We start from the raw sequence: 24,151 nt of genomic DNA on the forward strand, positions 1-24,151 counted from the left end.
AAAAATTAAGGTGCCTTTATGAAATACACGTTTCTCCTCCCTCTCTCATTGCTGCTAAGCACATTGAGTTTTGCTAACGAAAAGCAACATGCCGATATTATTATTAACCACGCGAATATTGTTGATATCGAAAATGCAGTGGTGATCCCCAATCAAACAATTGCCATTTCTGACTCTAAAATTATTGCCCGCGGCGATAACTCACTTAAATTAAACTACAGTGCCACCACGCAAATTGATGCACAAGGGCGCTTTGTTATGCCAGGCCTTTGGGATATGCACGTGCATTTTGGCGGTGGCGAACAATTAATTGAAGAAAATAAGCAGCTACTGCCTTTATATTTGGCCTACGGCGTAACAACGGTACGCGATGCCGCCGCCGATTTAAGTGAATCAGTTCTAAGCTGGCGCGAGCAAATAAGCAAAGGTGAACTAATAGGTCCCACTATTTATACCTCAGGCCCTAAGCTTGAAGGTAAAGGCTCTATTTGGCCGGGCGACCTTGAAGTGGAAACACCCCAAGAAATGCATGCTGCTATTGATAAACTAGACGCGATGAATGTCGACTTTATTAAAATTACTGACAGCGCATTAACCCCTGCGCTTTATTTACAGGCAGTAAAAGAAGTTAAAAAACGTGGTTACAAAATATCAGGGCATATTCCGTTTTCGTTATTAGTGACTGATGTATCTAGCGCGGGTTTAGACGCGATAGAACATATGACATATTTACTTAAGGCGGCAGCTAAAAACGAAGATGAAATTTCAGCTAAAGTAAAAACCGGTGAACTGAGTTACCGCAGCGCCTTACCCATTGTGATGAATAACATAGATAAAGACACCGCAATGCAAAAATACCGTCTATTAGCCAAAAACAACACCGCGGTTGTGCCAACCTTAATTGGCGGCCAAGTTACGGCTTATATTGACGAAGATAACCACCAGCAGGACGAGTTTTTAAATTACTTAGGTAAGGGCCTAAAAGACACCTACCAGTGGCGCGTTGATCGCGCAAACAAAGATACTCCTACACAAATTAAACAGCGTAAACAACGCTTTGTTCAAACCGCTCAACTGCTACCTTGGGCACAAGAGGCGGGTGTGCCTATTATTGCGGGCACCGATGCAGGCTTTTTAAATTCTTATATTTACCCTGGGCTGTCGCTTCATCAAGAATTAGCTCTTTTTAGTGACTATGGCCTAACTCCACAACAGATACTGCAAAGTGCGACTGTGGCGGGGCCAACATTTTTAAATAAAACCCAGCAATTTACCTCTTTAGAAGTTGGTAAAGTGGCAGATATTATTATTTTACAGCGCAATCCATTAATTGATGTGCGTAACACGCAATCATTACAAGGGGTGATCAGCCATAACCGCTACTATAATAAAGCCGCACTGGAAGACCTTAAAGCACAAGCAAAACAATTTGTAAGCTCACAGCAATAAGTTAATTATTGGGCTCAGTTAGCTGAGCCCTCCCTTTGTTAGTCGGTGTAGTATACACTCGCGTTTTTAATTTGGAGCAAGCAACACCATGGGCTATTTATTTGCCGTCACTCTATTATGGGCCTTCTCGTTTAGTTTAATTGGTGTGTACTTAGCAGGCCAAGTTGATGCATGGTTTAGTGTGTTAATTCGTGTTGCTTTAGCAGCGTTAGTATTTTTGCCTTTTTTAAAGAAAATCCCCACCCCGCTTGCGTGTAAACTCATGCTGATAGGCGCACTGCAACTGGGGGTTATGTATGGCTTTTATTACCACTCATTTTTGTTTTTAAGTGTGCCAGAAGTGCTGTTATTTACTGTAATGACCCCGCTTTACATTACGCTTTTAAACGATGCGCTAAATAAACAGTTTAATCCGCAGTTTTTTATCGTTGCGTTTATTGCCGTACTAGGTGCTATTACCATTCGTTATGAAAACTTAGACAGTAACTTTTTAGTCGGATTACTACTGGTTCAAGGCGCTAATATTAGTTTTGCCATCGGCCAAGTAACCTACAAACGATTAATGCTTAATAAACAACTCGATGATAAAACCGTATTTGGTTGGTTTTTTATTGGCGCACTAATTGTTGCAAGCGCCTGTTACGCCTTATTTGGTGATCTTAACAAATTACCAAGTACCTCAACTCAATGGGGCATACTGATTTATTTAGGCATTGTGGCCTCCGGTTTAGGCTACTTTATGTGGAATAAAGGCGCGACGCTTGTTAATGTTGGCGCGCTGGCGGTGATGAACAACTTGCTTATTCCTGCCGGTATTATTGTTAATGTGCTTATTTGGAATAGAGACGCAGACCTACTTAGATTAAGTATTGGCGCAGGAGTGATGCTGGTTGCCTTAGTGGTAAACCAAATAATGGCTAAACCAGTAAATTAATCACTCTGTAGTGAAATTGTCATTAAAAATTAGTAAGGTAGCGTCCACTTTTATTTTTAAGGACAAATAATGAAGCGCATACCTTTTCTAACAACTTTTTTATTATTAAGCTCACTTACTGGCTGTGATGACGATGTAAAAATAGTCGAAAAAGAAGTGGTTGTTACCAACACTGACGTTGAAATTGTTGAAGTACCTACCCCGGTTATTGTTGAAGTAGTACAAGGCACTAATATTCAACTAGGTACTCGCCCAGACTACCTAGTTGACGATATGGCTAGCAGCGCACTAAAAACAAAATTAGAATCGTGCAAGGAAGGTCCTTTTTACCGTACTGATTTTTCAATTGGTCACCGTGGTGCTCCAATGCAATACCCAGAACACACTAAAGAATCTTATATTGCAGCCGCTCGTATGGGAGCAGGTGTTGTCGAATGCGATGTAACCTTTACCAATGATAAAGAGCTAGTATGTCGTCATTCTCAGTGCGACTTGCACACCACCACCAATATTTTAGCCATTCCAACATTGGCTGCTAAATGCAGTGAGCCATTTACCCCAGCAAACTCTAACAGTGGCACGCCTGCTTCAGCTAAATGTTGTACCAGTGATATTAGTTTGGCAGAATTTTTAACCCTTGAGGGCAAGATGGATGGCGCAAACACCAGTGCCACCAATGTTAGCGATTACATGAAAGGTACACCCAGTTGGCGCACTGACTTATACGCCACCTCTGGTACACTCATGACCCACAAACAAAGTATTGCACTCTTTAAAGAGCTGGGAGTAAAAATGACCCCAGAGCTTAAATCACCTCAAGTGAGTATGCCCTTTAACGGTATGACCCAAACGCAATACGCACAAAAAATGCTGGATGAATACACGCAAATGGAAGTACCCGCTTCGCGAGTGTACCCGCAATCATTTAATTTAGCCGACGTAAAATATTGGATTAATACTAATCCTGAATTTGCAGCGCAGAGTGTCTATTTAGATGGGCGCGACAGCAATGCAGGGTTTGATCCAAACAACGCTGCAACATGGCAGCCATCTATGGCAGAGCTCGTAAACGACGGCGTTAAAATTATTGCGCCACCCATATGGATGCTATTAAGCATAGATAACAACAGTAATATTGTCCCCTCACAGTATGCCATTGACGCTAAAGCCGCGGGGCTTAATATCATTGCATGGAGTCTTGAGCGCTCAGGCCCTCTAAATCAAGGTGGCGGTTATTATTATCAGTCAATTAGTGATGTTATAGATAACGATGGCGATATGTTCACTGTGGTTGATGTGTTAGCGCAAGACGTAGGTGTAATGGGTATCTTTTCCGATTGGCCAGCAACCGTAAGTTACTATGCTAGTTGTAATAACATGCCTGCAAGTATTTAAACTTTAAGGCGTGTTTATTTTATCGCGCTCAGTTACCATATATTTTATATATTATTTAACTGAGCACTTTTATGATCATCCAACACCACCATGCTGACTTGCCTACCCCAACGGGGTTAATGCGCACTACGGTTTATCGCCCACACGCTCACGGGCAATTCCCAGCCATTATTTTTTACTCTGAGATTTTTCAGCAAACCGCACCGATTGCTCGCAGCGCCGCTATTTTGGCAAGTCATGGTTTTGTGGTACTTGTGCCAGAAGTATTTCATGAGCTTAACCCTATCGGGACAGTGCTTGCTTATGATGATGCGGGTAAAGATAAAGGCAATAATGATAAATGGGCAAAACCGCTTGAATCTCACGACAGCGATACCCAAGCGTTAATCGACTTTGTACAAACACACGATTATTGTACTGGCTCTGTGGGTGCAATGGGTGTTTGTATTGGTGGGCATTTAGCGTATAGGGCCGCATTAAACCCCGCAATAAAAGCTGCTTTCTGCTTATATGCCACTGATATTCATAGCGATACTCTTCCCGCACAAAAAGGGAATAATTCATTTGAACGTATGGCCGATATACAAGGTGAAATCCACTTTATTTGGGGAAAACAAGACCCCCATGTGCCACAACAAGGTCGCGACAAAATTTATCAACAAGCGGTTAGTACGGGTATTAATTACCAATGGCAAGAAGTGAACGCGCAACATGCCTTTATGCGTGATGAAGGCGAGCGGTACGACGCAGCACTTGCTATCACCATGTATCAACAAGCCGTTGCTTTGTTTAACCGAGTGCTTTAAGCGCTATTATTTAAGCATACCTAATGCGGTATGTTGCTTTACAAAATACGCTTTTAAATAATCAATAAACAAACGCAGTTTTTTAGAGCCCGCCGCCCCAGGCGGGAACACCCCATAAAGCTCAATGTCTTTGCTTTTATAATCATCGAGTATAATTTGCAGCAAACCCGCTTGTACTTTTGGCCATGCATCATAAAGTGGAATACGACCAATACCATGCCCCGCCTCTACAAACGCAGTGCGTGCAGCAGCGTTATTGGTGCTTAAACTACCTTGCATTGTAATATCGACCTTTTTTCCTTCTTTTTGTAAGGTCAGCGTTTTACTGCCTAATTGATAAACCACCCATTGATGCTTTGCCAACTCATCGGCTGTGGTGGGTTTACCAAAATGCGCAAAATAATCGGGCGCACCACAAATACAGGTACTCATAGTAGTGAGCTTAGTGGCTTGTAAGTTCGAATCGCGCAGTGCAATCCCTCTAATTGCAAAATCAAACCCGTGCTTAATAATATCCACAACGTCATCTGTGAGCTGTAAATCTATATCAATTTTAGGGTACTGACGTTTAAAGGTATTTATTGCCGGTACAATTAACTGCATCCCTACATTTACTGGGCAACTTATTTTTAATAGCCCTTGAGGTTCACTTTTTATATTTTCTATTTGCTGATTAGCGGCATTAGCTTGCTCTGTAATAACACGGCAACGCTCATAATAGGCCATTCCGGCTTCGGTTAACGCCATAGTGCGGGTAGAACGGTTAAGTAGCGTCACTTCGAGCTGTGTTTCTAATTTTTTTAAGTGATAACTCGCTACGGCACGGGTCAGCCCTAATTGTTTTGCCGCTGCAGTTAAGCTGCCCTGCTCTACAATTTGTGCAAATACCACCATGCTTTTTAACTGTTCAAACGAGACTTTCATAGGTGCTCCAATGCGGTTTTAACTTCAACCCTCTTATTGTATCAATTATTGAATCAATTAAGTTAAATTTATCATCGTTGTTTAAAGCTCTCTTAGTGCATATAGTATTTACCAAGCAAGATTAATTAATTTAAATCATCATAAGGAATACCTTACATGGCTAAAAAAATACTAATGGTTCTTACATCACATGCAGAGCTTGGTAACACAGGCGAAAAAACTGGTTTTTGGGTAGAAGAATTTGCAGCCCCTTATTACGCATTTGTTGATGCAGGTATTGAAGTAACATTGGCTTCTCCAAACGGCGGTCAGCCACCGATTGACCCAACTAGTACACTTGCTGATTTTCAAACTGAGGCAACCAAACGTTACGATGCAGACAGTGGTGCACAAACACTGATGGCAAATACCAAAGTTTTAAGCGAAGTAAACTCTTCTGATTACGACGCCGTATTCTACCCTGGTGGTCACGGCCCTTTATGGGATTTAGTCGATAACACCGATTCTGTATCGCTCATTGAAAGCTTTATTAAAGAGCAAAAGCCAGTCGCTGGCGTGTGTCATGCAAGTGCGGTATTTTTAAATGCTAAAGACGCTGATGGCAATGCATTAGTCGCCGGTAAAAAAGTAACGGGCTTTACTAACAGCGAAGAAGCTGCTGTACAACTTACTGACATTGTTCCATTTTTAGTTGAAGACGAACTTATCAAAAAAGGTGGCGATTACCAAAAAACCGATGATTGGGGCGTACTTGCTCTAGAAGATGGTTTATTGATCACCGGTCAAAACCCAGCAAGCTCAGAACTTGCGGCTAAAAAGCTATTAACTAAACTAGGTTAATAGCAGCCAACAACTCAAATCAGCACAGCATTTTATGCTGTGCTTTTTTAATTGCTTTTCATTACCTTATACAATTCCTATACTGGCAACACTTTCGGTAAATTAGGATCACACTATGGCCACTAAACCAAACACGCTTTCACTTATTACCAGTACCCGCTTTGCTATTTTTAGCATTATTATTATTTGTTTTGTATTGCAGCTTATTAATAGCCTACCAGGCATTAATTTAAACGGTTTAGGTATTTATCCCAGAAGTATTCAAGGGCTGGTTGGTATTCTTTGTGCTCCCTTTTTACACGGTAGCTGGTGGCATTTTGCCAGTAATATGTTGCCATTTGCTGTATTAAGCTGGTTAATTTGCCAGTACAGCGTACAGCGCTTTTATAGTGTATTTATATTCACCGCCTTAGTAGGTGGTCTATTAGTTTGGATGTTTGCTCGCAGTAATATTCATGTGGGTCTAAGCGGAGTCATCTATGGTTTGTGGGGCTTTATTTTATGCTATGGCATTGTAAGACGTTCATTTAAATCGATTTTTATCGCTGTTATCGTGGCATTTTTATACAGCGGCTTTATCTGGGGCGTATTACCACAGCGTTTTCATATCTCGTTTGAGAGCCATTTGTTTGGTGCATTAAGTGGATTGTTTTTAGGCTATAAACTAGCAAAAGCAGATAAATTAAAAGATCAGCAAGCAACAACTGAAACACGCGTTTAATAAAGATAGAGGTTATTTATGAGTGAAAACAACGAATACATCCCGCCTAAAGTATGGACATGGGACAGTGAAAGTGGTGGTAAATTTGCTAGTATAAATCGCCCCATTGCAGGCGCTACTCATGACAAAACATTACCGATTGGCGAACATCCATTTCAGCTTTATTCGCTGGCAACACCCAATGGCCAAAAAGTTAGTATTATGTTTGAAGAGCTTTTAGAGCTTGGCTTAACCGATGCCGAATACGATGCGTATTTAATTAATATTGGTGAAGGCGATCAGTTTGGCTCTGACTTTGTTGATATAAACCCGAACTCAAAAATACCCGCGCTGATGGATCATTCAACCACACCGCCAACACGCATATTTGAGTCAGGTGCTATTTTACAATACTTAGGCGAAAAATTTGATGCCTTTATTCCTAACGATCTTAAAGCAAAAACAGAGTGTCGTAACTGGCTATTTTGGCAAATGGGCTCAGCACCTTACTTAGGCGGTGGGTTTGGCCACTTTTACAGTTATGCACCGAGTAAAATGCAATACCCGATTGACCGTTTTACCATGGAAACTAAGCGCCAGCTTGATGTACTAAACCGCCATTTAAGTGACAATGAATACATGGCAGGCAGTGAATATTCAATTGCCGACATTGCTATTTGGCCGTGGTATGGCTCACTGGTTTTAGGTGACCTATACGACGCGGCAGAGTTTTTAGATGTGGCTTCTTACACTCACGTTATGCGCTGGGCTAAACAAGTGGCTGCACGCCCTGGCGTAAAACGAGGTCGTCGCGTTAATCGTACGTGGGGCCCAGAAGAAGAACAAATGGCAGAGCGCCACACTGCCCAAGACTTTAACTAAAAGTCAAAACAGTTCAAGAAGCCAGCTGCTTAGCTGGCTTTTTTATGCCCATTAATAAAAAAATACTGAATCATATTTCAGTTTTATATTTTTATAAAAAATTAAATAACTTCCTTTTAAAACAGGAAAACACGCCAAAATAGACTAACTTTAATAAAAATTACTAACATAAAGTTTATTATGCAATCTTTGGTTTGTGTACTCCTCTTAAGTGTACTTTATATTGCAGCACTTCCTTTAAGTGCACGCAGCGAAGATGTAAAAACATTAACGCTCTACCATGACTCAGATTATTCAAACCATTACGAATCGGCCTATGCAATGAAGATGGGGGTGCTGACTGCTTTAGCTGAGATTAATAATAACGTACAAGATTATCAGCTGACACTGATTGAAAAAGACAACCGAGGTAATTCGAATCGCAGCTTATTGCACATGCAGCAGTTTCTAAAAGACCCCAATGCACTGGTTTTTATTGGTGGATTGCACTCCCCGCCATATATAAAAAACAGAGAGTTCATCAATAAAAACAAACTATTACTATTACTGCCTTGGGCTGCCGGAGGGTCTATTACGCGCTACCCTAGCGATGACAACTGGGTATTTAGGCTCTCGGTAGATGATACAAAAGCCGGTTATAGAATGGCCCAATTTGCAACGCAAACTCTAAATTGCAAAAATCCGCTCTTACTTTTAGAAGACACGCCATGGGGAAAATCAAACAACAACACCATGCTTGAGGCCTTTGGTGATATAAAACCACAAGTAGAATGGTTTAACTGGAACACAAAAATAAATAACGCCAAATTAATGCTGCATCAAATAAAAAATACACCTGCAGAGTGTATTTTATTTGTTGGAAATGCCATTGAGGGGGCTGTATTTATAAATGCGATGGCAAGTTTTGCCAAAAATGAACGCCTTCCTATTGTTAGTCATTGGGGAATAACGGGTGGGGATTTTTTTGCCAACGTTGAGCAAGCCATAAAATCAAACTTGAGCTTACATTTTATACAAAGCTGTTTTTCATTTTTAAAAACGCCGCAAACCGCTTTAACTAAAAATGTTATAGCACAAAGCTTATCCCTCAAGCCTACCCCTGTAGCATCCACTGAGTTAATTTCTCCGGCTGGATTTATTCATGCCTACGACTTAACAAAACTATTGTTACAGGGCATATCACAAATAACTTTAACCGATAATACAGAGCACAACAGAGCAAAAATTAAACATGCACTTGAGAACTTAACCATGCCAGTTAATGGCTTAATAAAACAATACCAACGTCCTTTTGCTGTGTGGTCAGCTAATAATATTGATGCCCACGAAGCGCTTGGTTTTGACGATTTATGCATGGCAAATTATCAGCCAGATGGAAAAATACACATTATCGAAAACCCAATAGGCAATGTTGAGTAATGCGAGCATTAATAAATAAAAAATTTAAGCTCTCAACAAATAATGCTTTTTATACTTTTTTAGCATTGAGCTTAATATTATCAGTGACTATTTCTTTACTGTTTGTTGGTCATCGCGCAAATACAGCTATCTATGATTTGCAAAGTAAAAGTCTTGAGATTGAATCTAAACTCACCACCAGCTACCTCACACTATTTTTAGAAACAAGAACACAAATTCTTAATGACCTTGCTCGTCAACCTATTTTATCTAACGCCATAATGGGGTCAGACACCTCAAAAGCGCTACTCCAAGATTACCTTTTTCAATATAAAATAATGGGGAGCACCGAAAAAATAACGATTATAAACGTACTAAAAGAGGTGGTTTTTAGTAACGACCCTTCGCTTAACGAGCTGAGTATAATTGAGCAACCATGGATAAATAGCTTACTTGAAGAGCATACAGAAAAGGCGGTGATATTAAATAAGCCAACCAATACCGACCTATTCACCATTGCGGTGCCTATAAAATATAATAACTTTACTGAGGGCGTGCTTATGGTGCAATTTAATACGCCAATGACCCAGTTACTACCGACCGACTTTGACCGTGAAAGTCATGGACTGACTTTAGCAGGCCCATGGGTTTTTTATTCTAATTTAAATCAAGGTGACGAGTATGTCAGTATTGGCCAAAACCTCATTGGCAATACAGATATAACATTAAACTACTACATTACTGCCAATTTAATTGCTGCTAAAACTACTCGCTTCATAATCGATATTGCTATATCAATTATTGTAAGTATGGCTTTATCGTCGTTATTCCTGTTTGTATTTGGTCGGCACTTACTACTAAACCCATTTAAGCTTTTAGAATCCTCAAAAGAAGCGATAAAGCAAAGTGAAGCGCGTTACGAACTGGCAGTTAAAGGCAGTAATGATGGCATTTGGGATTGGGATATTATTAAAAATGAAGTATATTTTTCTCCCCGTATTAGCGTATTGCTTGGCTACGACGAAAACGATAAAAACGCTTTGCCTCACTGTGCTGATGCACTTTATAAGTTACTTCACCCTGATGATATAACCAAGCATAAAAAGCAAATAGCAAATCACTTAATTAGCAACATTCCCTTTAATTACGATTATAGATTAAAGACTAAATCAGGCGCTTATCGTTATTTTACAGTAAAAGGGATGGCACTGCGCAATGAGCATAATAAAGCAATTAGAATGGCAGGCTCTGTAACTGACATTACTGAGCAAAAACGTTCTCAAAAAGCATTAAAACAAGCAAAAGAGCAAAATGATTTATTAGCGCAGGCAATCGAATCGTGTAATGTGGGTATTTCTATAGCCGATGCGAGTGTGCAAGGCTTTCCTTTAGTCTTTTTAAACTCTGAATTTGAAAAAATAACAGGCTATAGTAAAGAGGAAATGCTAGGAATAAATTGCAGCTTACTTCAAGGGCCAAACACCGATAAGAACGCAATAGATATTATTACTAATGCAATAAAAACATTAAAAACTCAACGTATAGAAATACTAAATTATAAAAAAGATGGCACGGAATTTTGGAATAGCCTACAAATCTCGCCTGTTTTTAACGAGCAGCAACAACTCACAGCTTACGTGGGAATTCAGCAAGATATCACTGAGCAAAAAGCAGCGAATCAATTATTAATTGAAGCAAAAGCGGCGGCTGAACAGGCTAACATTGCCAAAAGCGAGTTTTTAGCAGCAATGAGTCATGAAATTCGCACGCCTATGAATGGCGTATTAGGCATGCTTAATTTGATTTTAGATAGCTCATTAAATGAAAAACAACACCATCAGGTAAGCATTGCACTCAATAGTGCAAACTCCTTATTAAATATTATTAACGATATTTTAGACTTTTCAAAAGTGGATGCCGGTAAGCTTGAGCTTGAGGAGTTAGAGTTTAACCTTTGTAACATGCTCGACGATTTTATCGAAACAATAGCAATTCATGCCCACAGTAAAAATATTCCGTTAATGCTAGATATAGAGCATCTTGAATACGCTTTTGTCATTGGTGACGCCGGACGCCTCAAACAAATTTTAACAAACTTAGTAAATAATGCACTTAAATTTACTCATAAAGGCGAAGTGCAAGTTATTGCTAAACTCACACCGATTAACAATAATCAAATGCGTTTTAACTGCCAAGTAATAGACTCTGGGATTGGTATTTCTGCAGCCCAACAAGCCAAGCTATTTAAATCATTCTCTCAAGTTGACTCTTCAACAACACGAAAATATGGAGGCACGGGCTTAGGCTTAGCGATTGTTAAAAAGTTATGCCACCTAATGGAAGGTGATATACAGGTACAATCTAAAGAAAATAAGGGCAGTAACTTTAGCTTTAATGTTGTTCTAAAACGCAGTAAAAACCCACAAAAAGTATTACCCCCTGTAGATATGTCATCGTTAAATATTTTAATTGTGTGCAGCAATCAAACTCAATCTTCTATCTTACACAAGCAGTTTACTAAATGGGGAGCAACAGCCGTAATCAGCCCATCCGCAAAGCAGGCTGTGCAAATATGTCAGCAATATATCGAAAAACAAAACCTTTGTTTTGATTTAATTATGATTGATATGCAGCTAAGTGACGGCGATGCTTTAACCTTAAGTAAAACCCTTGATAAAGAAGTAGATCTTATGGCTGCGCATGTTGTTTTAATGACCACGGGTGAGCTAAATAAACAGCGCGATTTATATCAAGCGCCTCGGTTTTCAGCCATTGTTACAAAGCCCATAATCACACAAAATCTTTTTAAGATGCTATCGACCTGCTTTAGCGATAAACAGCAAAGTAATAGCAGCCTCATTACTGAGGATTTATCTGACACTCAGCCTTTGTCGAGCGATGATATTGTGTGGGACAAAAGTATTCGTATTTTACTGGTTGAAGATAACAACATTAATCAAATCGTCGCCTCTACCACGCTTAAAAAAATAGGAATTAATAGCATTGATATTGCAGCAAATGGCCAGCACGCGCTCGAATATTTAAAACAAACAACTTCCCATAACCCGTACTCACTCATTTTAATGGATTGCCAAATGCCAGTGATGGATGGTTACCAAGCCACAACCAATATAAGAGTAAATGAAGCTGGAAGTAAAAATCCCCCAATTACTATTATTGCTATGACAGCAAACGCTATGGTAGGCGATAAAGCTAAGTGCTTACAGGTTGGAATGAACGACTATATTTCTAAGCCCATTGCGCAAGACATATTATTTAAAAAACTCCTAAAATGGTTGCCATATGAACTTAAAAACAATGAGTAAAGTAGATATGTTAACCATATCATCTTAATATATATAGATATTTGTACTTATACAGCGGTAAAATAGAGTGAAAAAACTAACAAAAGAGCAAATTTATAAACGCTTAAATAACGAAGAAGATGCTCGCGCGTGTAAGGCCATTGACGAAAACGCATGCCAAGAAGTCCCCGGTAATTTTATTACTTTACTGCTAAGCCAACTGTTTAGTAAGTTTGCTGATGCGCTACTCAACCCCAAAATAACGCTGCCGTGGTTAATGCAAAGCTTAAACGTGCCAGCGAGTTTTATTGCTTGGCTAGTACCTATTAGAGAGTCGGGTTCACTACTGCCGCAGTTGGCCATTGCTGGCTTTATCCGCCAATTGCCTATTCGTAAATGGGTGTGGGTTATTGGCGCTATTGTGCAGTCTTTATGTATTTTGGCTATGGTTGGTGTCGCGTTTACACTTGAGGGCAAGCTTGCGGGTTACGCCATTATTGGTTTATTAATTTTATTTAGCTTAGCTAGAGGGTTTAACTCGGTGGCCGCAAAAGATGTGCTTGGAAAAGTTATTCCTAAGCAACAGCGCGGTAATATTAGTGGCTTAGCTGCCAGTATTGCCGGTTTTGCCACCTTAACGTTTGGCTTGCTTATGTGGTTTTTTTCACAACAAAAAGATCAAAACACCGTCATTATAGCCTTAGCACTCGGTGCAATAATGTGGGTGATCGCGGCTTTTTTTTACAGCCAAATAAATGAATATAAAGGGGCAACCGATGGTGGTGAAAATGGCTTGCTGCATGCGTTTTCTAAACTTAAGCTGCTTTATAAAGATAAACAATTTGCCCATTTTGTTGTTACCCGTGCGCTACTTTTATGCTCAGCTCTAAGTGCCCCTTTTTATATAGTTTTAGCCAGTAAACAGTCTTTTGAATTTTCTCTGCTTGCCACTTTTATTGCCGTTTCTGGCTTTGCTAGTTTAGTCTCGGCGCCTATTTGGGGCAGGCTCAGTGATTTATCTAGCCAGCGTGTTTTAGTGCTTAGCGCTATATTAGTCACATTTAATGGCTTAGCCGTATTTGTTATTGCCACTTGGTATAGCGCACTACTGCTAAATTGGTGGGTTATGCCTATATTGTATTTTTTACTCTCAGTTGCACACCAAGGCGTGCGTTTAGGGCGAAAAACTTACCTTGTTGATATGGCTGAGGGCAATAAACGCACCGATTATGTATCGGTAAGTAACACGGTAATTGGGGTGTTATTACTACTTCTGGGTAGTATAGGTTTACTCGAGGCTTTTTTATCAACCGCTGAGCTAATTTTACTTTACAGTACCCTTGGTTTTTTAGGTGCTATAAGTGCATTCTTTTTACCACAAACCGAATAATAGGTTACCAACATTGCTTTATAACTGTGGGCGCTTTAATGCAAATTTGTCTTTCGTGGTACTAAAATAATCGCCGCCCATTTTACCCACCGCATCTAAACGCGTTGGATCAATATATCCGTTCACTAAAACGGTGTCGTCGAGGAAAATACCCACTACATCTAACAGCATCATTTGCCCACCGCTTGGCTCATCTGAAATAGTAATCACCTCTCGCAACTTACATTCGTAGCGCACTTTTGACGCAGCAACACTTGGCACACTGACTAATTGGCTGGGGGTACGCTGTATATTTGCAGCATCAAACTCACTCACGTCACGTGGATAGTTAGCGCAGCTTTGGTTCATTTGTTCAACAAGCGAATGGCTAACAATATTAACTACGCACTCTTTGGTAGCGAGTAAATTATTTAACGTATCTTTATTTGCATTATCGCGAGGGTTTACCTGCGTTACGCTTAAAACCGGCGGGTTACAACTAGCAACAGTAAAAAACGAATAAGGCGCAATATTAGCAACCCCCTCTCCACTTAACGTGCTTACCCACGCAATCGGTCTTGGGCTTATACCGCCTACTAAGTAGCTATAAACAGAGTGGTTGCTATTATCGGTTAAATCTAAAAACATGATTTCTCACTTTTAATCTTAAAAAACTAAATCGGAAAATCGCTACGCTGCGTACAAGTTAAATAATTACTTCATAGCATTTTTAAATAATACATTGAATCCATGCGCATAAAAATAAACATAGTCTGGTTTAAACGTGACTTACGCCTAAGCGATCATCAGCCTTTAAAAAATGCGTTTAGTAACGGCCTGCCTACCCTCTTAATTTATAATTTCGAACCTTTACTAATTGACGATGTGCATTACAACGAGCGGCATTGGCGCTTTGTATATCAATCTATTTGCGACTTAAACACTCAGTTGGCTCGCTTTAACAGCCGCGTATATATATTTAATGAAGATATGCAAACCCTACTTGAATCGCTTCACTCGCAGTTTGAAATCACAAACCTCTTTAGCCACCAAGAAATAGGGCTAAACAATACCTTTGAGCGTGACATAGCAATTAAAGCCTGGTGCCAACACCATCACATTAACTGGTTAGAGTCGCCAACCGGGGCTGTGATACGTGGCAAAAGAAATCGCAGTAATTGGAACGAGCGCTGGCAACAAACCATGCAAGCACCTATTGCTATACCTAATTGGAAGCAAATAAAACCACTTACTCTTACTGATTATCAAACACCTATACTGCCGAGCGCCTACACGCAAGATAATGAACATTTTCAGCACGGGGGCCCTCGACTTGCCCGTGAAGTAATGCAAAGCTTTTTTGCTGAACGCGGTAAGAGTTATCAAAAAGGAATATCCAGCCCAAGCTTAAGCCGTACACATTGCTCTAGGTTATCGCCCTATTTAGCGTGGGGGAATATCAGCCTGAGGCAAGTGTATAAAATGGCGATTGACGCATACCATAGCACTTCTGCTGATAAAAAAGGGTGGAAGCGCCCACTTGCCGCGTTTGTATCACGCTTGCATTGGCATTGCCACTTTATGCAAAAGTTTGAAAGCGAATGCACCATGGAATTTAAAGCGCTAAATCCGGGTTACCATGCATTTCCGTATCGTGATGACGCCCAGGTTACTAGCGATATTGAACGCTGGGCACAGGGGCAAACTGGTATTCCTATTATTGATGCCTGCATGCGCTGTTTAAAAGCCACCGGTTATATTAATTTTAGAATGCGCGCTATGCTAGTTAGCTTTGTAACGCATCATTTAAACATCAGCTGGCAACAGGCAAGTTTTCCGCTGGCTAATTACTTTTTAGACTTTGAACCGGGAATTCATTACCCACAAATTCAAATGCAAGCCTCTGTCACCGGTATTAATACCATTCGTCATTACAACCCAATAAAGCAATCGGAGGATCAAGACCCAACCGGTGCGTTTATAAAAAAATGGTGCCCTGAACTTGAAAAGCTCCCCATTGAATATTTACATCAACCTTGGGAGCAAACGCCCATGGAAGCGCTATTTAACGACTTTAAACTAGGTGAAGACTACCCTGAGCCGATGCTTGATTTAACCACCGCCTCAAAAGAAGCCCGCGAACGGCTATGGCAATACCGAGAGCGGCCCGATGTAAAACGCGCCATAGGTAAAATTCTTAAAAAACACGTAGCTCCGACTCAAAAAATCACCCGTGTAAAACGCAAAACTCGCAGTAACAGCAATAAAGAGAACACCTAATTATGGCGCACAAAAAACTTAACTTACCGCAAAAAATTTGCCCAGTATGCAATAAGCCGTTTGCGTGGCGTAAAAAGTGGCAACGAGATTGGGATAACGTTATTTATTGCTCAGAGCGGTGCAAACGCAGCAAATAGCCGCTTATAAAAACCAATACACGCATATTCGCTTTAATCTCACTTTATATCTTACATAGCTGTTATAGTGGTTAACGTTTCAACTTGTTATTCAATGCAAGTTAACACTCTACCCTCTGCCTGCTCAACATTCATTACACCTAGCACAGCTAATTAAAAGAACACCCTTTACCAAGCCTTATTTTACAGCCATGGCGTGAGCTTGCCTGTAAAACCCCTCTTTGTTTGTTAGCGATGTAGCATTATTCGTTTATAAACTCAGCATACTTTAATCAAGGATATAGCATGAGTGAATTAACTATTGGCGTAATTGGAACATCACGTAAAACAGATGAAAGACGCTACCCTATTCATCCTGTGCATTTAATGCGTATACCTGAAAAACTCAGAAAAAAAATGATTTTTGAGCAAGGTTATGGCGCGGCATTTAATATGAGCGACGAAGAAATTGCAGCACTGACAGGCGGCATTGCCACCCGCAGTGATATTTTAACCCAATTAGGCACCGTCATTATTGCCAAACCAGTGCTTGCTGATTTACAAGAACTTAAAGAAGGCGGCACAATTTGGGGCTATGTACATTGCGTACAACAACAAGCAATTACCCAAGCTGCCCTTGATAGAAAGCTCACTCTTATTGCCTTTGAAGACATGTTTGTATGGTCACCACAGGGGAATGTGGGCCGTCATACTTTTTATAAAAACAATGAAATGGCTGGTTATTGTGCGGTGTTACATGCTCTGCAACTAAAAGGCATTGATGGCCATTACGGTAATCAACGTAAAACCATTATTTTTAGTTTTGGCGCTGTTAGCCGAGGTGCTATTTATGCATTAAAAGCTCATGGTTTTAGAGATATTACAATTTGTATACAGCGCCCCGATCATGAAGTGCGTGAGGAAGTACTTGATTGTCATTATGTTAAAGTACGCCCAGGCATTGAAGGCGAAGCTCGTATGATGGTGGTTGAGCACGATGGGTCGCAGCGCCCGCTTACTGAGCTTATTAGCGAAGCTGACATTATTGTTAATGGCACCTACCAAGAAACCGCAAACCCCGTCAATTTTGTGATTGAATCTGAAGCCGATTGCTTAAAACCCAATAGCCTTATAATAGATGTAAGTTGTGATGAAGGAATGGGATTCTTTTTTGCAAAGCCAACAACATTTAAACACCCAATGTTTAGCTATAAAACCACTGATTATTACGCGGTTGATCATACCCCTAGCTACTTATGGGAAAGTGCAACGCGCTCTATTTCTGCCGCGCTCATTGTATACTTGCCAACTGTTTTAGCCGGTCCAGAGCAATGGCAAAAAGACGAAACCATTCGCCGCGCTATCAATATTGAACACGGAATAATTAAAAACAACGCTATTTTAGCGTTTCAAAACCGTGAAAGCGCCCCGCCTTATCACCTGCAAATAGCTGATATAACCTAAATTCGGGATAATAAATAATCCCAAACATAACGTGGACCTTGTTTATTAAATTATTTGGCTTCTATTTTGCAACTATCTATGTAAATAACGCTTTTTAGCTGTTTTACCGTGTAGTGTTTACAACGTATTGCAAACACTACACGGTATGACTAATTAACCTAAAAAGCCTACACCCTCAACAAGGAGAACATAATGACGATTAAAAAATCTGCAAGTTCAACATGGTCTGGTGATATTAAAAAAGGGAAAGGTTATATCTCAACGCAAAGTGGCGCATTAGATAACCAGCCGTATGGGTTTAATACCCGCTTTGAAGATAAGCCAGGCTCAAACCCTGAGGAATTAGTGGGTGCAGCACATAGTGCCTGTTTTGGTATGGCTTTATCGCTGGCACTTGGTGAAGCGGGCTTTACCGCTGAGAACATAAACACCGAAGCAGTGGTTAGTTTAGATGAAGTGGATGATGGCTTTGCCGTGACGCACATTGCCCTTGAAGTAAATGCAACCATTGCAGATATTTCAAATGAGCAATTTCAAGCATTGTGCGAACAAACCAAAAAAGGCTGCCCTATCTCAAAATTATTAAATACTGAGATTTCGCTTAACGCCACACTTAAGTAAATACCTAGTGTATTAAGCTAGGCGCAAAGCGCTTAAAGCTCATGAAAAGTAAGGTTATGCGCATGTAAAAAAGCCATAACCTTATTGCTACTTTTTCATTAATCATAGAAATAAAGGCACTGTTTAATCGCAGTGAGTTACAAAAAGGTTAAACAAAAACAGTTAAATAGATTATGTAAAATATCAATACTTTGTTAGGATTAAGGGCAGGCTTAACCACACCTTATTTTGTAGGTTAAAACAAAGGGTACGATGAATGAATGATAAATCACTAAATTGCGAAAAAGTTTCTTGTAGCAATTGCGCTGATTCGAATGAACTAGATTTTGACTTTACCATGGCATTTCAGCCTATTGTAAATTGTCAAAATAATACTATTTTTGGATATGAAGCACTTGTCCGTGGTTTAAATAATGAATCGGCCTACTCTATTATTTCTCGTGTTAACGATACTAACCGCTATACGTTTGATCAGTTATGCAGAATTAAAGCGATTGCACTTGCATCAAAGCTAGGTGTAGATTCGATGCTTAGTATTAACTTTTTACCAAACGCTATCTACAAGCCAGAGCGTTGTATTCGTACCACCCTAGAAGCCGCTAAAAAGTATAACTTCCCTACAACAAATATTATGTTTGAATTTACAGAAGTCGAAAAAATAGAAGACAGCGCACATGTAAAACGTGTTGTGAGCTATTACCAAGAATTAGGCTTTAAAACAGCCACCGATGACTTTGGTTCAGGCTATTCTGGATTAAACCTATTAGCCGATTTTCAAACTGATATTATCAAGCTTGATATGGCGCTGATCAGAGATATCGACAAAGATAAAAATCGCCAGGCAATCGTAACTCACTGTTTAAACATGTTTAGCGCGCTAAATGTTACAGCTCTGGCTGAAGGCATTGAAACCGTTGAAGAATATCAGTGGTTAAAACACGCAGGTATTGAGCTAATGCAAGGTTACTTATTTGCAAAACCAGGGTTTGAATGCTTGCCAGAAGTTGATTTTCAATAGCACACCGTTGCTATAAAAAAACCGCCGTTACGGCGGTTTTTTCGTATTAGATATAGGTTATATATCCAAAATTACATATTCCCCAGCTCTATCATCATTGCGGTGTACATACGTAAATTAAGTGCTAATTGCTCAAGGGTAATAAACTCATGTTCTGAGTGCCCGGTGTAGCGTTTGCCCGGCATAGATGGGCCAAACGACACGGCATTATCAAATAGCTTGGCATTTGTACCGCCCCCTATTGAAACAAAATCAGCGTTTTTATCACCCGTATAATGCTTAAAAATATCAAGTAGCTTTTGCGCATGGGGTGCGCTATCTAAAAGCATGGGCGTACCAATGGTGGTTTTAATGTTAGCTAACGTAACCTGATTAGCCGTTTGCCAATTAGCAAGCGCAGTATCAATTTGTTGTTTAAGTAACGTCTCATCTTTACCAACCGGACGGCGAGCATTGACCGCTAAAGTAAGCGCATTACCCTCACGTTCAATAACCGTAGGCGCTACGGTCATTGGCCCCATAAAGTCATGTTCATAAGCAATTTCGCCAAACTGTTTACCGTGAATATCTAAACCAATAAGCTGATTAACAAAATCAATGAGCTGGCCATCACTGTTGTTTTCAAGCTCAACGTCTTTAAATATTTCAGCTAAATAAGCAATGGCGTTAACGCCTGATTCCGGTTCAGATGAGTGGGCCGACATGCCTTTAACACTTATGGCAAGCGCGTTATTTTGCTCTGTAAAATTAAATTCAACTTGCTTAAGTATGTTAGCTTTTGCTTTTAATTGATTAATTAATGTTTCGTTGGCGTTATGTAGTAATAGACTGGCATCTTCAGGGATTTGACTGGCAAATGCGCCGCCGGTTACTTCACTGACATACACACCTGTTTGTGGTGATGTTGCATCAAATGTTGGCGCAATTAAGCTCCAGCCTTTTTCAGCAACCACTACAGGGTATGAGGCATCAATGGTTACCGCATACTTTGGTTGCTGATAAGTTTTCATAAACTCAGTTAACGGCCCCCAGTCAGACTCCTCCGCTAGGTAAATCATTAATTCAATACGGTTATCAAGCGCTATGCCTTTATCTTTTATCGCCTTCATGGCGTACATTGCAGTCGCAATAGCGCCTTTGTCGTCTTCGGTACCACGACCAACCAACTTACCCGCCTCTGAGGTGTCAATAATAAAAGGGCTTTGCTTCCATTTGCTGGCATTAGCAGGTTGTACATCGCCATGAGTTACTATGGTTACCTTATCAGTTTGTTGCCCCATACCAATAAGTACGGTGTAACCTAAATCTTGATAATCAAAACCAAGCTCAGCCGCTTTCATTTTTAGTAACGCTTTAAAGCCAATAAAGTCGGGATTTTGTGGTGCGCTAACATCACTTTTATTAACCGTTGGAAAAGACACCAAATTTGTGAGTGTATGTACTTGCGCACTTTGGTAGGTATTTACAGCGTAATCAGCCACGCTGTCATTAATTTTATTTAATTGTGCATGAGTATTAAAGGCCAATAAAGCGATACTAGCTAAAGCTAACTTTTTCAAAACAAATCCCATTTAATTAACAACTAAGAACCATAATTATAACGCCCTTGTTTAATAACAAACAACGCTTTGCGACAGAGCGTAAAACCGCCACTATATTTATCTAACAGCTTTACTAAAGATGCCTGTATAATGCGCACCTTAAAATTACGGGGTTAATCATGAATCGCAGAAAAAAGATCATTACAAAGTTTAATAACAAAGATAAGCGCGCAAATGCAAAATTACATAAAAGTAATAAACCTGCTTATGTGTCTAAAGCTGAACGTGAAAAATTAGCATTACTGGCTCAAGAACAGCAAATAGAGTCTATAAACGATGAAACATGTTTATAAATCAATAAAAACAAAAGCCTGGAACAAAAAGTAAAATAAAAGTTAATAAATAGTTGCAAACTGAACACCTAACTGTAATATTGAACATTCAGCAACAATGCTGAAACACACCAATAATCACTTAGGAGGCATAAATGAACAAACTATTTATTATCACTCCTAGTGCTCCTCAAGAATGTTCTGTCAACTATCATTTAAGTGAATGGTTCGACGAATAAAAAAACCTGAATAATTTAAAAGCAATAATGCCTCGCAGTAGGAAGGCTTCTATGTAATTAAAATTCAGGTAACAATAATGAAAAGAAAACTCTCAATTCTTAATGGATCACTAGCCGCGTGCATGTTTTTTTCGTTTGCAAGTAATGCTTGTTTAACAAACGAGGTTGAATCAAACGACACTGAAAGCAATGCAAATTCCCCACTTTGTAGTAATACCGCCGTTGCAGGCTCGTTGAGTCGAAATGATACTGATTGGTTTAGATTCGAACTAACGCAAACCGGACCTATTGAAGTTAATCTTGATCATCATACTCGTGATGACTTTGACTGGGCATTATATCAAGAAACGGGGTCGGCCCTAGCCGAAGGGGCGACCAGTAATGTGCCAGAAACAGGCAGTTATAACGCGCAATCAACGGGTACTTATTATGTAAAAGTAACGCGTTACTCGGGTACAGGTTGGTACGATCTAACAGTCAATTTTGGTGAAGGTAGTAACACCGGTGGCGGAAGTGGTAACGATGATTGTGGCTATAGTTCTCGCCCTGCAAAACCAGGTTCATTACAAGCATATTTACAAGGTGGCAGTGCTGATTCATGCAGCACATTAACAGCTGATCAAGGTGCTGTATTACTGATGGGTGGTGGCAGCGATGTTGATCAAGCATTTAGTAATCGCGTTGCCAACCATGTTGGCAGCGGTGCCGATGTTGTTGTGCTTAGAACCTCAGGTACTGACGCCTACAACGATTATTTACTGAACTTAATGAATGCCGACTCAGTAGAAACACTGATCATTGATACTCGCAACAAAGCGAATGATGACTATGTTGACTGGGCTATCCGCAGTGCCGAATTTGTATGGATTGCAGGCGGTGACCAATCTGATTATCTTAATCAATGGCAAGGTACAAAAGTACAAACCGCTGTGCAACACGTTTTTGATAAGGGCGGTGTCGTTGGCGGAACGTCTGCAGGCATGGCATTAATGGCAAACAGCGTGTACGACCCAGATGGCGTTGCTGGTGCAGTATCCGATGAAGTAGTCACTGACTTTTGCCATGAGACACTTAACTTCAGCAGTCGCTTTATTGATGTGCCTGTTTTAGACAATAGCTTAACCGATACGCACTTCCAAGAACGTGACAGAATGGGGCGCGCCATCGTGTCTTTAGGCCATCACAGCAATCAGTACTTTTCTATTGCAGCCAGTGAGGCAACCTCACTGTTCATCGATGCCTCTGGTACAGGTGTTGTTGACGGCAGTAATGAAATTTACATCTTTAAAGAAACGGCTAATACGCAAAGAGTAACATTGCAATGTGGCAGTGCTGTTAACTATCAAAATGTTAATAGAATAAAGCTACTACCTGGTGATAATTACAATGTGGTTAGCCACGCTCATAATGGTATGCAACTAGACGTGAGCATTAATGGTAATAACAACAACTTCTATTCCCCTATCAATCCTTATTAATCCCCCAGTTGAGAGCCCTTTGGGCTCTTTTTTAACTGTCGCAAAAATAATAATTAAATAAACAAAAACCTGATAATTACCTATTCGTTTTATATTCAAGCCACTTTGAAGCCAAAGGGTTAAAATAATGCGTATAACGGATCGCTACATAGCCAACCACAGCGCTTGCTACTAGCAGCTCAAATATCGCTAAGTAATGTATTTGATTTATAAACTGCATATCCACGTTCATCGTTAGCATCCAATCCGCGAGTTTAAATAACGCTGTAGCACCAATGACCATGGGAAAGGTAAATGCAGCAAACCCTGGGCAAAACCTGCGGCGTAGTAATTTAAAAAATGCCGTATAAATAATGAGTGTCATTAGTATGGCAATACCAAATAACCCCCCAATAATCACTGGTGACGGTTGGGTCACCACAGTGAAATACCCCGCTAACGATAAACTTGCTGGCGCCGCTAAAATAGCCAGTGTAGGCTGTGCAGCATCAGGAATTTGCTCAGCAAATATTATCCGATAAATCATTATCGGCAGCATAACTGCGTACATTAACATGCCAAAATAAAGTGCCCCTTGCGCTAAAAATAGCAGTGCAGGATTACCCGAGAACGCGACATCGGCAACAATAATCCCCACCGGTGGGACAAACCAACTTGGCACCATGTGTTCAATTTTAAATTCACGAACACGATGAATAATAAAGCTCAGTAAAAATCCCAAATGCAATAAAAATGCGCCTACCCAAAGCACATCCCCTGCTAATGGATTAACGTGCCCTAACGAATTAGATACCACCAACGTTGCCATAGCAAAAGTAGGCACCACACTGCCTACAACAGGGTGCGCTAAGTCGGCTTTTAGTAATTGCGGGTGCAGTAAAAATTTTAAGCCAAGTATTAATAATAATACACTTGCAATTGCCGCCCCAGTGTATTGCGCTGCGCCATTTACATTGAACATATTTTCCCAAGCCCAACCAAGGCTGGCTATGCCTAATGCTAATCCCCCCATTGGGGTGGGTGCGGTTATTACTTTGGCTTTTATATAATTAAACATGTT

21 protein-coding genes are annotated in these 24,151 nt (G+C 40.2%); 17 read left to right on the forward strand and 4 right to left on the reverse strand.

What is annotated here, in order from left to right; genetic code table 11:
- Positions 1-18: 18 nt before the first annotated feature.
- The 4 genes from N523_RS0116485 (at position 19) to N523_RS0116500 (ending at position 4,584) form a co-directional block, all read left to right on the forward strand.
- Positions 19-1,449 carry an amidohydrolase family protein gene (locus tag N523_RS0116485; RefSeq protein ID WP_028835406.1) on the forward strand — a complete coding sequence of 477 codons (1,431 nt, stop codon included), beginning with the start codon at positions 19-21 and terminating at the stop codon, positions 1,447-1,449.
- An 88-nt stretch (positions 1,450-1,537) separates the two neighbouring features.
- On the forward strand, positions 1,538-2,383 hold the full coding sequence (locus N523_RS0116490) for a carboxylate/amino acid/amine transporter (RefSeq protein WP_028835407.1): 846 nt from the start codon (positions 1,538-1,540) through the stop codon (positions 2,381-2,383).
- A 69-nt stretch (positions 2,384-2,452) separates the two neighbouring features.
- On the forward strand, positions 2,453-3,778 hold the full coding sequence (locus tag N523_RS0116495; RefSeq protein WP_028835408.1) for a glycerophosphodiester phosphodiesterase family protein: 1,326 nt from the start codon (positions 2,453-2,455) through the stop codon (positions 3,776-3,778).
- Between the two features lie 71 nt (positions 3,779-3,849).
- Positions 3,850-4,584, forward strand: coding sequence for a dienelactone hydrolase family protein (locus tag N523_RS0116500; protein ID WP_028835409.1), 735 nt, complete (start codon positions 3,850-3,852; stop codon positions 4,582-4,584).
- Between the two features lie 6 nt (positions 4,585-4,590).
- On the opposite strand, the gene N523_RS0116505 is transcribed toward N523_RS0116500, so the two are convergent.
- A complete protein-coding gene (locus N523_RS0116505) occupies positions 4,591-5,508 on the reverse strand; it encodes a LysR family transcriptional regulator (RefSeq protein WP_028835410.1) in 918 nt (305 codons plus the stop codon).
- A 156-nt stretch (positions 5,509-5,664) separates the two neighbouring features.
- On the opposite strand from N523_RS0116505, the gene N523_RS0116510 reads away from it, so the two are divergent.
- The 6 genes from N523_RS0116510 to N523_RS0116535 all read left to right on the forward strand — a co-directional run bounded on the left by N523_RS0116510 (position 5,665) and on the right by N523_RS0116535 (position 14,023).
- Positions 5,665-6,348 carry a type 1 glutamine amidotransferase domain-containing protein gene (locus N523_RS0116510; RefSeq protein ID WP_028835411.1) on the forward strand — a complete coding sequence of 228 codons (684 nt, stop codon included), beginning with the start codon at positions 5,665-5,667 and terminating at the stop codon, positions 6,346-6,348.
- 115 nt (positions 6,349-6,463) lie between these two features.
- The gene (locus N523_RS0116515; RefSeq protein WP_028835412.1) at positions 6,464-7,069 is read left to right on the forward strand and encodes a rhomboid family intramembrane serine protease; all 606 of its coding nucleotides are present in this window, start codon (positions 6,464-6,466) and stop codon (positions 7,067-7,069) included.
- 18 nt (positions 7,070-7,087) lie between these two features.
- Positions 7,088-7,930 carry a glutathione-dependent disulfide-bond oxidoreductase gene (gene yghU, locus N523_RS0116520; protein WP_028835413.1) on the forward strand — a complete coding sequence of 281 codons (843 nt, stop codon included), beginning with the start codon at positions 7,088-7,090 and terminating at the stop codon, positions 7,928-7,930.
- Positions 7,931-8,110: 180 nt separating this feature from the next.
- Positions 8,111-9,349: an ABC transporter substrate-binding protein gene (locus tag N523_RS0116525; RefSeq protein ID WP_028835414.1), complete on the forward strand. Its 1,239-nt coding sequence runs from the start codon at positions 8,111-8,113 to the stop codon at positions 9,347-9,349.
- A complete protein-coding gene (locus N523_RS0116530) occupies positions 9,349-12,654 on the forward strand; it encodes a PAS domain S-box protein (RefSeq protein WP_028835415.1) in 3,306 nt (1,101 codons plus the stop codon). The genes N523_RS0116525 and N523_RS0116530 overlap by 1 nt, the downstream gene beginning before the upstream one ends.
- A 67-nt stretch (positions 12,655-12,721) precedes the next feature.
- Positions 12,722-14,023: an MFS transporter gene (locus tag N523_RS0116535; RefSeq protein WP_028835416.1), complete on the forward strand. Its 1,302-nt coding sequence runs from the start codon at positions 12,722-12,724 to the stop codon at positions 14,021-14,023.
- 18 nt (positions 14,024-14,041) lie between these two features.
- Here the strand turns inward: N523_RS0116535 and N523_RS0116540 are convergent, their stop codons facing one another.
- Positions 14,042-14,650 carry a flavin reductase family protein gene (locus N523_RS0116540; RefSeq protein WP_028835417.1) on the reverse strand — a complete coding sequence of 203 codons (609 nt, stop codon included), beginning with the start codon at positions 14,648-14,650 and terminating at the stop codon, positions 14,042-14,044.
- A gap of 102 nt (positions 14,651-14,752) precedes the next feature.
- Between N523_RS0116540 and N523_RS0116545 the strand changes: the two genes are divergently transcribed.
- From N523_RS0116545 to N523_RS0116560, 5 genes are all read left to right on the forward strand, one after another.
- Entirely contained in the window at positions 14,753-16,282 is a 1,530-nt protein-coding gene (locus N523_RS0116545; RefSeq protein WP_028835418.1) for a cryptochrome/deoxyribodipyrimidine photo-lyase family protein, read from the forward strand.
- A gap of 2 nt (positions 16,283-16,284) precedes the next feature.
- Complete coding sequence (locus tag N523_RS19430) at positions 16,285-16,419, forward strand: DUF2256 domain-containing protein (RefSeq protein ID WP_010391223.1); 135 nt, start codon at positions 16,285-16,287, stop codon at positions 16,417-16,419.
- 285 nt (positions 16,420-16,704) lie between these two features.
- Complete coding sequence (locus N523_RS0116550) at positions 16,705-17,862, forward strand: N(5)-(carboxyethyl)ornithine synthase (RefSeq protein ID WP_028835419.1); 1,158 nt, start codon at positions 16,705-16,707, stop codon at positions 17,860-17,862.
- Positions 17,863-18,054: 192 nt separating this feature from the next.
- The gene (locus N523_RS0116555) at positions 18,055-18,483 is read left to right on the forward strand and encodes an OsmC family protein (protein ID WP_013464424.1); all 429 of its coding nucleotides are present in this window, start codon (positions 18,055-18,057) and stop codon (positions 18,481-18,483) included.
- 256 nt (positions 18,484-18,739) lie between these two features.
- Positions 18,740-19,501: an EAL domain-containing protein gene (locus tag N523_RS0116560; RefSeq protein WP_028835420.1), complete on the forward strand. Its 762-nt coding sequence runs from the start codon at positions 18,740-18,742 to the stop codon at positions 19,499-19,501.
- 71 nt (positions 19,502-19,572) lie between these two features.
- On the opposite strand, the gene N523_RS0116565 is transcribed toward N523_RS0116560, so the two are convergent.
- Positions 19,573-21,060: a dipeptidase gene (locus N523_RS0116565; protein ID WP_028835421.1), complete on the reverse strand. Its 1,488-nt coding sequence runs from the start codon at positions 21,058-21,060 to the stop codon at positions 19,573-19,575.
- 161 nt (positions 21,061-21,221) lie between these two features.
- Here N523_RS0116565 and N523_RS19435 point away from each other — a divergent pair, with 161 nt between their 5' ends.
- Both N523_RS19435 and N523_RS0116575 read left to right on the forward strand, forming a co-directional pair.
- Positions 21,222-21,395, forward strand: coding sequence for a DUF2986 domain-containing protein (locus N523_RS19435; RefSeq protein WP_013464421.1), 174 nt, complete (start codon positions 21,222-21,224; stop codon positions 21,393-21,395).
- Positions 21,396-21,690: 295 nt separating this feature from the next.
- A complete protein-coding gene (locus N523_RS0116575) occupies positions 21,691-23,091 on the forward strand; it encodes a pre-peptidase C-terminal domain-containing protein (RefSeq protein ID WP_028835422.1) in 1,401 nt (466 codons plus the stop codon).
- Between the two features lie 76 nt (positions 23,092-23,167).
- On the opposite strand, the gene N523_RS0116580 is transcribed toward N523_RS0116575, so the two are convergent.
- Complete coding sequence (locus tag N523_RS0116580) at positions 23,168-24,148, reverse strand: TDT family transporter (protein WP_028835423.1); 981 nt, start codon at positions 24,146-24,148, stop codon at positions 23,168-23,170.
- Between the last annotated feature and the right edge of the window lie 3 nt (positions 24,149-24,151).

It is taken from the genome of Pseudoalteromonas sp. 23_GOM-1509m, from assembly GCF_000518425.1.
Taxonomy (GTDB): Bacteria; Pseudomonadota; Gammaproteobacteria; order Enterobacterales; family Alteromonadaceae; genus Pseudoalteromonas; species Pseudoalteromonas tetraodonis.

Coding starts and splice junctions, on each gene's coding strand:
- N523_RS0116485 (WP_028835406.1), top strand. CDS start 19: ATGAAATACACGTTTCTCCTCCCTCTCTCATTGCTGCTAAGCACATTG.
- N523_RS0116490 (WP_028835407.1), top strand. CDS start 1,538: ATGGGCTATTTATTTGCCGTCACTCTATTATGGGCCTTCTCGTTTAGT.
- N523_RS0116495 (WP_028835408.1), top strand. CDS start 2,453: ATGAAGCGCATACCTTTTCTAACAACTTTTTTATTATTAAGCTCACTT.
- N523_RS0116500 (WP_028835409.1), top strand. CDS start 3,850: ATGATCATCCAACACCACCATGCTGACTTGCCTACCCCAACGGGGTTA.
- N523_RS0116505 (WP_028835410.1), bottom strand. CDS start 5,508: ATGAAAGTCTCGTTTGAACAGTTAAAAAGCATGGTGGTATTTGCACAA.
- N523_RS0116510 (WP_028835411.1), top strand. CDS start 5,665: ATGGCTAAAAAAATACTAATGGTTCTTACATCACATGCAGAGCTTGGT.
- N523_RS0116515 (WP_028835412.1), top strand. CDS start 6,464: ATGGCCACTAAACCAAACACGCTTTCACTTATTACCAGTACCCGCTTT.
- yghU (WP_028835413.1), top strand. CDS start 7,088: ATGAGTGAAAACAACGAATACATCCCGCCTAAAGTATGGACATGGGAC.
- N523_RS0116525 (WP_028835414.1), top strand. CDS start 8,111: ATGCAATCTTTGGTTTGTGTACTCCTCTTAAGTGTACTTTATATTGCA.
- N523_RS0116530 (WP_028835415.1), top strand. CDS start 9,349: ATGCGAGCATTAATAAATAAAAAATTTAAGCTCTCAACAAATAATGCT.
- N523_RS0116540 (WP_028835417.1), bottom strand. CDS start 14,650: ATGTTTTTAGATTTAACCGATAATAGCAACCACTCTGTTTATAGCTAC.
- N523_RS0116545 (WP_028835418.1), top strand. CDS start 14,753: ATGCGCATAAAAATAAACATAGTCTGGTTTAAACGTGACTTACGCCTA.
- N523_RS19430 (WP_010391223.1), top strand. CDS start 16,285: ATGGCGCACAAAAAACTTAACTTACCGCAAAAAATTTGCCCAGTATGC.
- N523_RS0116550 (WP_028835419.1), top strand. CDS start 16,705: ATGAGTGAATTAACTATTGGCGTAATTGGAACATCACGTAAAACAGAT.
- N523_RS0116555 (WP_013464424.1), top strand. CDS start 18,055: ATGACGATTAAAAAATCTGCAAGTTCAACATGGTCTGGTGATATTAAA.
- N523_RS0116560 (WP_028835420.1), top strand. CDS start 18,740: ATGAATGATAAATCACTAAATTGCGAAAAAGTTTCTTGTAGCAATTGC.
- N523_RS19435 (WP_013464421.1), top strand. CDS start 21,222: ATGAATCGCAGAAAAAAGATCATTACAAAGTTTAATAACAAAGATAAG.
- N523_RS0116575 (WP_028835422.1), top strand. CDS start 21,691: ATGAAAAGAAAACTCTCAATTCTTAATGGATCACTAGCCGCGTGCATG.
- N523_RS0116580 (WP_028835423.1), bottom strand. CDS start 24,148: ATGTTTAATTATATAAAAGCCAAAGTAATAACCGCACCCACCCCAATG.